The sequence below is a fragment of the Acinetobacter sp. YH01006 genome (genome assembly GCF_013420445.1).
Classification (GTDB): domain Bacteria; phylum Pseudomonadota; class Gammaproteobacteria; order Pseudomonadales; family Moraxellaceae; genus Acinetobacter; species Acinetobacter pseudolwoffii.
The window spans coordinates 38,656-48,415 of record NZ_VOYB01000020.1 but is presented as its reverse complement, the minus strand read 5'-3'; the positions used below and the strand labels follow the sequence as shown (position 1 = coordinate 48,415).

8 protein-coding genes are annotated in these 9,760 nt (G+C 41.5%); 6 read left to right on the top strand and 2 right to left on the bottom strand.

Annotated features, from left to right (window positions below):
* The first annotated feature begins 235 nt into the window (after positions 1–235).
* The 5 genes from FTT73_RS13565 to FTT73_RS13545 all read left to right on the top strand — a co-directional run bounded on the left by FTT73_RS13565 (position 236) and on the right by FTT73_RS13545 (position 6,118).
* Positions 236–1,483: an esterase-like activity of phytase family protein gene (locus FTT73_RS13565; protein WP_252357272.1), complete on the top strand. Its 1,248-nt coding sequence runs from the start codon at positions 236–238 to the stop codon at positions 1,481–1,483.
* Positions 1,484–1,771: 288 nt separating this feature from the next.
* Entirely contained in the window at positions 1,772–3,136 is a 1,365-nt protein-coding gene (locus tag FTT73_RS13560; RefSeq protein ID WP_171255752.1) for an MFS transporter, read from the top strand.
* A 336-nt stretch (positions 3,137–3,472) separates the two neighbouring features.
* Complete coding sequence (locus tag FTT73_RS13555) at positions 3,473–4,822, top strand: aromatic acid/H+ symport family MFS transporter (RefSeq protein ID WP_005173562.1); 1,350 nt, start codon at positions 3,473–3,475, stop codon at positions 4,820–4,822.
* A gap of 119 nt (positions 4,823–4,941) precedes the next feature.
* Positions 4,942–5,763 carry a hypothetical protein gene (locus tag FTT73_RS13550; protein WP_180191568.1) on the top strand — a complete coding sequence of 274 codons (822 nt, stop codon included), beginning with the start codon at positions 4,942–4,944 and terminating at the stop codon, positions 5,761–5,763.
* Between the two features lie 31 nt (positions 5,764–5,794).
* A complete protein-coding gene (locus tag FTT73_RS13545) occupies positions 5,795–6,118 on the top strand; it encodes an ankyrin repeat domain-containing protein (protein ID WP_180191567.1) in 324 nt (107 codons plus the stop codon).
* 45 nt (positions 6,119–6,163) lie between these two features.
* Here the strand turns inward: FTT73_RS13545 and FTT73_RS13540 are convergent, their stop codons facing one another.
* Together FTT73_RS13540 and FTT73_RS13535 are read right to left on the bottom strand one after the other, a co-directional pair.
* Entirely contained in the window at positions 6,164–6,715 is a 552-nt protein-coding gene (locus FTT73_RS13540; protein ID WP_180191566.1) for a type 1 glutamine amidotransferase domain-containing protein, read from the bottom strand.
* A gap of 379 nt (positions 6,716–7,094) precedes the next feature.
* Complete coding sequence (locus tag FTT73_RS13535; protein ID WP_180191565.1) at positions 7,095–7,784, bottom strand: TIGR04219 family outer membrane beta-barrel protein; 690 nt, start codon at positions 7,782–7,784, stop codon at positions 7,095–7,097.
* Between the two features lie 135 nt (positions 7,785–7,919).
* Here FTT73_RS13535 and FTT73_RS13530 point away from each other — a divergent pair, with 135 nt between their 5' ends.
* Positions 7,920–9,368 carry an aldehyde dehydrogenase family protein gene (locus FTT73_RS13530; RefSeq protein ID WP_180075602.1) on the top strand — a complete coding sequence of 483 codons (1,449 nt, stop codon included), beginning with the start codon at positions 7,920–7,922 and terminating at the stop codon, positions 9,366–9,368.
* Positions 9,369–9,760: the final 392 nt, after the last annotated feature.

Below are 9,760 nucleotides of genomic sequence, written 5' to 3'. Positions count from 1 at the left end.
CAGAAGTGAAACCTCTTTGCGCTGATGGTAGTGTGGGGTTACCCATGTGAGAGTAAGTCATCGCCAGCTCATTATTCGAAACACCCCCAATTTAACAGTTGGGGGTGTTTTTTTGTGCGTGGGGTTTATAATTATTAAGATAAAACTGTCCTTAAAACTTCATCTCATCGCAACTGTCCTGTCATTCACACTGTATTAAATAAGACGTCGACTTTATAAAAAGATGAATAGACGTATGAGAAAAATTTCTTTAAGTTTGCTGGCGGTCTCTGTATTCGCTCTGACGGCATGCAATGAATCCGATGATAAAACCCTTCAGCCCATCGAAAGCGTAACTGAACCAACTTTGGTGTCTTTTGCCAAACTGGATGTAGAGACCTATGCAGAAGGCTCTGATTCAGGACGAGATGTACGTGGAGCAAATGGTATTTTTCCTCCATTTTCAGGCCAGCCTGTACAGGGTTTTTCTGCTGCATTAAAGCAGCCGGATGGAACTTATCTGGTGATGTCGGATAATGGCTTTGGCTCGCAGGATAATTCTTCTGATTATTTATTGCGTTTGCATCATCTTTCTAGCGATTTCAGAACCAAGGCGGGCGGTACAGCAACTGTCAAACATTTATCTTATATTCAGCTTCGTGATCCGAACAAACTGATTCCTTTTGAAATTGTCCATCAGAATACTCAAGAGCGTTTATTGACAGGTGCTGACTTTGATCCGGAATCTATGCAGCGCGCGCCCAATGGCGATATCTGGATTGGAGATGAATTTGGCCCTTATTTATTACATTTTAGTGCAGATGGAATATTAAAAAGCCCGCCGATTGCTTTAGCTGATCCATTAGAAGCTGGAACTGAACTCAGATCTCCACAAAATCAGCTAAACAAGGGGACTACCGGTTATATTGAACCTTTGGTACAGCGGAGTGGGGGCTTTGAAGGTATGGCAATTTCCCCCAATGGTCGCTATTTATATCCTTTACTTGAAAAACCTTTATTAAATGCCACGACGCCACAACTAATCATTTCAGAATTTGATCTGGAAAAGAAAGTTTATACTAGAAATTTCTATTATTTTGAGTTGGCTTCGAAAGCCTCTGCAATTGGTGATTTTCAGTTATTTAGTGCCAAAGAAGGTGTGATTATTGAACGTGATGACAGTGAAAATAATCTGGGCGGCTATAAAAAATTAATCAAGGTCAGATTGAATCAGTCCGGTGAGTCTGTCGCACGTGAAGAACTGGTTAATTTAATGGATCTGGCCAATCCAGATTTACTTTATGGTCCGGTACGTCCGGGAGATCTTGCCACCGGTCAGCGCTTTGGTTTTCCATTTCAGACCATTGAAGACATTATTATTGAAGGGCCTGATTTAATTACCGTCTTGAATGACAATAACTTTCCCGGTTCAAGTGGTCGTAATCGAAATCTGGCAGATGATAATGAAATTATTCAAATCCGATTAGCTCAAGCATTATATTAATTTCAGTTTTTTCTCAATTTTAAAACGTTCCCTGAGTCTGAGAACTCAGGGATTTTTATATCGAAGAAGTAGCTTGAATTGTTAAGAAATCATTAAAAACTGGACGCATGGGTTTAGAATTTTGAGCAAAGCTTAAGACTTTAGTCGCATATTGCCTGAAAATTAGCTGTGTTGAACTAAGTTGTTGCACGAACATGGCGATAAGAATCATTAAAAATAATAAATAAGAGTTAGTGGCATGTGTCGTGCTGAAAACAACGAATAATAACTCACAGGAGGTGAGTAAAAATGGTAGAAAACACGAAAATGGCAGCAAATACGGTTAGTGTGAATGATGTGATTGATCAGGCAAAATTCAATAAATTTCACTTAAGCATTGTATTGTGGTGTTTGTTTATTGTTCTATTTGACGGGTATGATTTAGCAATTAACGGTGTCGTTCTGCCTCTACTGATGCAGGAGTGGGGCATGAGTGCTGTTGAAGCAGGCATGCTTGCCAGTACAGCACTAGCCGGCATGATGTTTGGTGCCATGCTGTTTGGGATGCTTGCAGACAAAATCGGTCGTAAAAAAGTGATTTTAATTTGTGTCACTTTATTTAGTGCTTTTACATTTTTGGGTGGATTTACCACCACTCCAACAGAGTTTGGTATTTTACGTTTTATTGCCGGCTTGGGCATAGGCGGGGTATTACCTAACCTGGTTGCTTTAACCTCTGAATATGCACCTAAACGTTTAAAAAGTACACTTGTAACCACCATGTTTAGTGGTTATGCCGTAGGTGGGATTATGGCTGCATTATGTGGTACATGGTTTACTCCAAGTTTTGGTTGGGAAATTATGTTCTTCATTGCAGGTATTCCCTTACTTTTTGTTCCATTGTTTTGGAAGTTCTTACCTGAGTCTCTAACTTTCTTGGTTAAAGAACAAAAAATGAATGAGGCACGTCATTTTATAAAACGAGTTGAGCCAACTGCAGACGTACGAGCAGACACTGAACTGGTTCTAGCCACAGGCGATCAGACACAAAGTGCATCAGTAAAAGCGTTATTTACAGAAAATCGTGCAATGGGAACATTCTTATTCTGGATTGCTTTCTTTATGTGCTTGCTCATGCTTTATGCACTTGGAAGTTGGCTGCCAAAACTCATGATGGCTGCGGGATATTCTTTAGGCAGCAGTTTAATGTTCTTATTAGCACTGAATATTGGTGCCGTGATCGGAACCATTAGTGGTGGTATTCTGGCAGACCGTTTTGACTTTAAACCTGTTCTTATTAGTATGTTAACTGTGGGTGTACTGTCTCTGGTTGGTTTAGGCTTTAACTCTCCAACACCTGTTATTTATTTACTTGTCAGTTTAGCAGGTGCTTCATCTATTGGTACCAGTATCTTGTTATATAGCTATGTTGCTCAATACTATCCTGTTGCAGTACGTTCTACCGGTATTGGTTGGGCTTCTGCTGTGGGGCGTACAGGTGCAATTGTGGGTCCAATTGTGATTGGTATGCTGCTGGGTATGGAATTACCACATAAATGGAATTTCATCGCGGTTGCCATGCCGGGTATTATTGGTATCATCGCTATTTCAATGATTCGTCAACCACAACCCGGTCGCGTTCAGGTGAAACAATTAAAAGCAGCCAAAATTTAAACGATCCTCATAGATTCATTCAGTTTAAAAAACCCCTTTGTCTGAAGGGGTTTTTTATATCTTTAGTATGAAATAAAACCACTCAAAAAAAGTGATTGAGCTAAAAAATCTACAAATTCTGCTTAAATTAAAGTCATTATTATTAATGGCTTAAAATTTAATTTTAATAATAATGTGACATATCACGCAAATAAATGGCATTACATTTGTCATAGCAGAATATCAATTAGTCTTATTGTGCCTTAAATCCCGCTTGCGTATATTGCCTGACATTGAAGATTGCCTTCAATCTTCAACAAAGATGTTATGGACAAGTACTCATGGGAGATGAGAACGATGACAACGGAAAAAATAGATGTAAATTCTGTAGTCGATAATGCGAAATTCACGCCTTTCCACTTCAATGTAGTTGCTTGGTGTTTACTCATTATCTTATTTGATGGCTACGATTTAGCAATCAATGGTGTGGTTTTACCCTTACTGATGCAAGACTGGGGCTTAAGTGCAGTGCAAGCGGGCATGCTTGCAAGTACCGCACTGGCTGGCATGATGTTTGGTGCGATGATCTTCGGTTCCCTCGCGGACAAGATCGGTCGTAAGAAAGTGATCATGATCTGTATTGTATTATTCAGTGGTTTAACTTTTGCGGGTGGCTTTGCCTCAAATCCAACCGAATTCGGTATTTTACGTTTTCTTGCCGGTCTGGGTATTGGTGGGGTCATGCCGAATCTGGTGGCATTGACTTCGGAATATGCGCCACAAAAAATGCGCAGTACCTTGGTAACCACCATGTTTAGTGGTTATGCCGTCGGTGGTGTAATGGCTGCGTTGTTGGGTTCATGGTTTACCCCAAGTTTTGGTTGGGAAATCATGTTCTTTATCGCGGGTATTCCATTATTTTTATTACCAGTGATCTGGAAATTTTTGCCTGAATCGCTGGCATTTATTGTGAAGCAAAACAAGCAGGCTGAAGCACGTCAAATCGTACGTCGTCTGGCACCAAATCTAACGGTTACCGAGAATACAACGCTTACCCTGCCACAGGAAAATGTGCCTGAAGCAGCGAACGTGGTGAGCTTGTTCCGTCGTGGCCGTGCGGTCAATACCTTATTGTTCTGGGTCGCGTTCTTCACTTGTCTGTTAACCATGTATGCTTTAAGTAGCTGGTTACCGAAGTTGATGATGGCAGCGGGCTACTCGATGGACAACAGTCTGATGTTCATGATGGTGATGAACGTGGGTGCGGTTGTAGGTATTGTCGGTGGTGGTATTCTGGCGGATCGTTTCCACCTGAAACCGGTGCTGATGTTCCTCGGTATTATGGGTGCGATTGTGATGAGCCTGATGGGCTTCCAGTCGAATTCGTTCCTGCTTTATATCTTGGTGTTCTTGGCGGGTGCAGCGTCGATTGGTTCGCAAATGTTGCTATATAGCTATGTTGCGCAGTTCTACCCACTTGCGGTACGTTCGACAGGTATTGGCTGGTCTTCTGCGATTGGTCGTATGGGTGCGATTGTAGGGCCAATCCTGATCGGTGGCTTACTGGGTATGAACCTGCCTGCTTACTTTAACTTTATGGCAGTCGGTTTACCGGTGCTGATTACTGCAATTGCGGTTGCCTTGATCATGCATGACAATGAGTCTGAAAAGATTGGTTCAATTGAACCCGCAGTGTCTAAAGCTTAAAGCTAAGGATCAAATAAGAAGCCTCCGAAAGGGGGCTTTTTTGATTATATTTATGAATTTTCTAATGTTATATTGCTGATTATTAAATAATCGACATTAAAAGGGGGGATAAGAAAATAATGGATTGGTATTCTAAAGAGAAATTTGAAAGAAGTTTATTAAGTATAAAATTTACTGGTGATGATCTAGATCAGCATGGAGTAAGTATTTATGATTTATCAGAATGTTTGCTAGCAATACAAAGAATAATTCATAAAGCCCATTTAGCCCAAGAGAATAGATTATATAAGGGGTCATATCCTAAAAGAGAAATTAGGGAAAAGTTAGCTCTCCAACTTGGTGCACGAAAAAAAGGATCTGATTTATTTGCACTAGTCCCATTAATTGCTGATCCTAATATAAATGAGGCTTTAAGAAAGGCTTTCGATTATGTTATTTCTGGAATTGTTGGATATTACACGGGTGATTTAATAGAAAGACTAAACAATGAAAAAGATGATAACAAGAAAATTTTTATAGGTGCTATTCATACTGAAGTTGCGAATATAGTAAATAGAATAGATACAATAGGAGGAGTAGAAGGAATAAGTATTGGTTCACCACTCTTAGGCCGTGAAACTATAGCTGCGTTTGACTCGAATACAAAAGATTATTTGACCTCAATAAAAGATGAATATTATTTAGGATCATATCGGGAGATTAAAGGTAGCGTTTATAAATTTTACCCAAATAGTAATCTTGTGGGCATTAGACGCTCAGGGGGAAGCACTGTTTCAGTTTGGTTAAGTAAAGAAGATTTTGATCAAATACGCTATTTAAGAGAATCTAATCCAATATATTGTTTTAAAGGTCATCCTCGATATAAATTTGGTGTAGAAACTAAACAAATATCAGAGTTTGAAGCCGATGAGATTGAATATATTGCTCAAGAATTAGCTTAAAATCTTTTTTATTAGATGTAGGAAAAAAATTATGAAACTCAACTCATTCTCCCCAATCCCTGAAGATGATGATGAACTGCATCTTCCTGAACTGGTGTACTGGGCATCTTTAGGCGACATCGAACAGGTCGAGCAGGGCTTGCAAGAAGGTCTGGACGTCAACTCTGCCGATGACGAAGGCTACAGCGCTTTACAGGCCGCTGCTGAAAATGATCATCTAGACGTAGTCAAGCTTCTGGTTAGCAAAGGTGCAGATATTGCCCATCGCAGTCCTAATACTGCTTTAGAACTGGCAGAAATGGCCGGCAATAAAGATGTTGTGGCTTATCTGAAAAGTCTGGCCGGTGGTATCTAAATTTAAAAAGAACCTCAATCATGAGGTTCTTTTTATGGTAGGAACTTAGGAAGCATCGCCTTCAAGTTCTTTTAAAATGGCTTCATTAAAGGCCGGAAGATCATCCGGATTCCGTGAAGTAATCAGTACCCAGTCGCCGGTATTACAGCGATGCACTTCTTCATCGACCCATTTTCCGCCGGCATTTTCCAGATCCAGCTTGATGCTTTTATACGAGGTCAGATTCTTGTCTTTAATTCGATCTGCATCAATTAAGGCCCATGGCCCGTGACAAATCGCCGCAATCGGTTTGTGATTGTCGGCAAAGTGCTGAATAATTTTCTGGGCATCCTGATTAATTCTTAAAGTATCTGCGTTGACTGTACCACCTGGAATCACCAACAGATCATAATCATTCAGGTCGACATGGTCGAAACTGGTATCAGGCGTATATTGGGTAGCAGCTTTGGTATCACCTTTGACAGTGGCTACATCTTCATTTTTTTCTGCAGCATGAATCACTTCAAAACCTTTGGACTTTAAAAAATTTAAAGGCTCAGTCAGTTCATCATGTTCAATACCTTGATTGGATGTAATAAAGAGGACCTTTTTTACCATGATTGCTGTTCCCAAAAAATGTGAGGATTTTTAGCTTAACAACAAGCCGATTTTTACAATGTTGGAGTTTTAACTCGGAACTGTTAAGCAATGATAAATAAAGCAATGCACAGAAAAAGAAATAGCAGAAAAAAAGCCCCAACATCCTGTTGGGGCTTTTTCCGTATCTCGTGATTTAGGTATAACTCCTGTCGTACCTCACGTCCTGATGCTTGCTTATTCTTGTTGTTTTTAGGTTTTCGGAGCATCCTGCTCTCTATGTGTCTAAAGTAATACACAAGCAGATTTTGTACCAGCAGCAGATTGCGCTTATTGTTGTACGCTTTGACTTACATGAACGCAGAGAAATTGAGCACGACCAGCTGCTGAATTCTTGGCATCAAAAATGTACATCTAAGCCAATATACGGGCCTTTAAATTCCAGCTGTAAATCTGGACGTTGCTCCTGTTCAAAATCTACCTTCATTATGCGATAACCGATTTTGGCACCGACATCGACCAGCAGATTATCAATAAAATCATATTGTAACTCAGCCTGTACATCGGTCTTTTTGCTATCGCTGCCATGACTGTAAACGGCTTCTGCTTTGGCACTCAGTCCGGTAAATGGCAATTTAACCCCTGCAGTTGCATAGAGCAGTGGAGTGTATTCATCCAGATCGTATTGTGTGAAAGCCCCGGTATTCAGGTTTTTTACCGTACCCTCCAGATTGCTTAAGCCTGCGCCTATATCGGCATGTACCACGGTATCCAGCAATTCGTAATACAGAATATAGTCAATATTCTTCAGTTTGATTTCTGAGGCATTGATCGGAGTGCTTTGTTCGCTGTTGCTGTCCAGATTGACGTATTTGATTTTGGCATTTGGCAACAGTGGCACTGGATGTTCAAAAGCCACGGACAGCTGCGCCGTACCTTGTCGATCCAGATCATGTTTCATACTGCTATTTTCGCTATAACCGTTAAAATTCCAGTAGCTGAGATCGGCTTTTGCCCCGATGAAATCTGCATGACTGAGCGTGCTTAATCCAAAACTGAAGAATAATGTGGCGAGTATTTTTGTCTGCATGACAGTGAGTCCCTAAAGCTTTATTAAAATTGAGCGTGTCTGGTTACTTAAAAACATCTTCTTAATATTTATCAGCAAGTGCATGATATAGAGAATTTCAAAAATGTATATCCTGAGATTTTGAAGGACTAAAAAATGCGATCTACAGCAGTACAACAGTGTAAAGACTATTCATTCTATGTGGCTGGTCAGGCGGTTCAGACCGGAGAATGGCTAGAGGTTAAACATAAATATACGCAAGCACTCTATGCACGTGTCGCTTTGGCCGATGCCAAAAGTCTGGAGCAGGCCATCCAGTCTGCCCTAGACACCGAGGCAGAGATGGCGGCTTTAGAACCCTTTCAAAAACAGAAAATTCTACTGCATTGTGTGCGCCGTTTTCATGAAATTCGTGAAGAACTGACTGAAATTCTGATTGCAGAAGGCGGTAAACCGCGCAAAGCGGCAGAAGCCGAAGTCGAGCGTCTGATTAATACCTTTCAAATTGCCGCAGATGCCGTGACTCAAATTGATCAGGGACGTATGCTGCCTTTGGCTGTAACCGCGGCAGCATCGGGGTATCAGGGTATGGTTAAGCAGGTGCCGATTGGCGCAGTGTCTTTAATCAGCCCTTTTAATTTTCCCTTAAATCTGACCGCCCACAAAATTGCACCGGCAATTGCTGCCGGTTGTCCTTTCGTGTTGAAACCCGCCAGTCTGACGCCGATTTCTGCCTTGAAAATTGCCGAGATTCTGGCGGAAACCGATTTGCCGAAAGGCGCATTTTCAGTTTTACCCTGTCCGCGCGAGCTGGCCGATGTGCTGGTCACCGATGACCGTTTTAAATTACTCAGTTTTACCGGTTCCGATGTGGTGGGTTGGGATATGAAAGCGCGAGCTGGCCGCAAAAAAGTGGTTCTGGAGCTGGGCGGTAATGCCGCAGTGATGATCGAGCCGGATACCGAAATTAATGATGCCTTGATTACCCGTCTGGTTGGCGGTGCTTATGGTCATGCCGGGCAGGTCTGTATCAGTGTGCAGCGCATTCTGGTGCATCAGGATATTTATGCCGAAGTCAGAGATAAACTGCTTGCAAAACTCAAACATCTGAAAGCCACCGATCCAAATCTGAGCACAACTTTGGTGGGGCCGATGATCAAGGAAGCAGAAGCCAAACGCCTGAAAAAATGGCTGGAAAAAGCACTGAAAAAGGATGCCAGAATTCTGGTAGGTGGTGAGCTGGATGGAGTGATGTTCGCACCGACTTTATTGGAAAACGTGGATCATAATCTGGAAATTTACCGTGATGAAGTCTTTGGTCCGGTGGCGATGATTGAACCTTATCCTGATTTTGAAGCAGGGATTGCCTGTATCAATCGTAGCCGTTTTGGCTTGCAGGCCGGAGTTTATACCCAGAACTTGAACAAGATGCTGTATGCCTGGGATCATCTGCATGTCGGCGGGGTCATTATCAATGACATTCCATCTTTCCGGGTGGACAACATGCCCTATGGTGGGGTGAAGGATTCAGGTTTAGGCCGTGAAGGGATTCAATCTGCCATTCGCGATATGCAGGAAGAACGGATGCTGGTGATTAAATCTTAAGTAAATGACATCAATCGCTCAGATCCCGTGATGGATTTGCTGCAGGTCAGACCGGGGTATTGCAGTCCATTTTTAGATGTCAAAAATGCACGTGGAGCAGGGCGATCAGATCTCTGCTCCGCGCATTTCAGCTATAGAGTGGCTCACATCGCGATAAGCCTTTGACTTTAATTCTTCTATAAATATAAGGCGATTTGGATGATCGCAGCATGAGCTTTGCTTGACTACGGTTCTGTAGTCAAACTTAAGAAAGATATATTCCAAAAAGTTTGTCAATATATAACCTGTAAAATCAGGTAGGTTTCGTTGAATTATTGAACGCTTAATTCGAATAGATTATAAATAACGAATATTTTCAGCAGAATTTACAGAAAAAATTTAAAAAAGTCAGT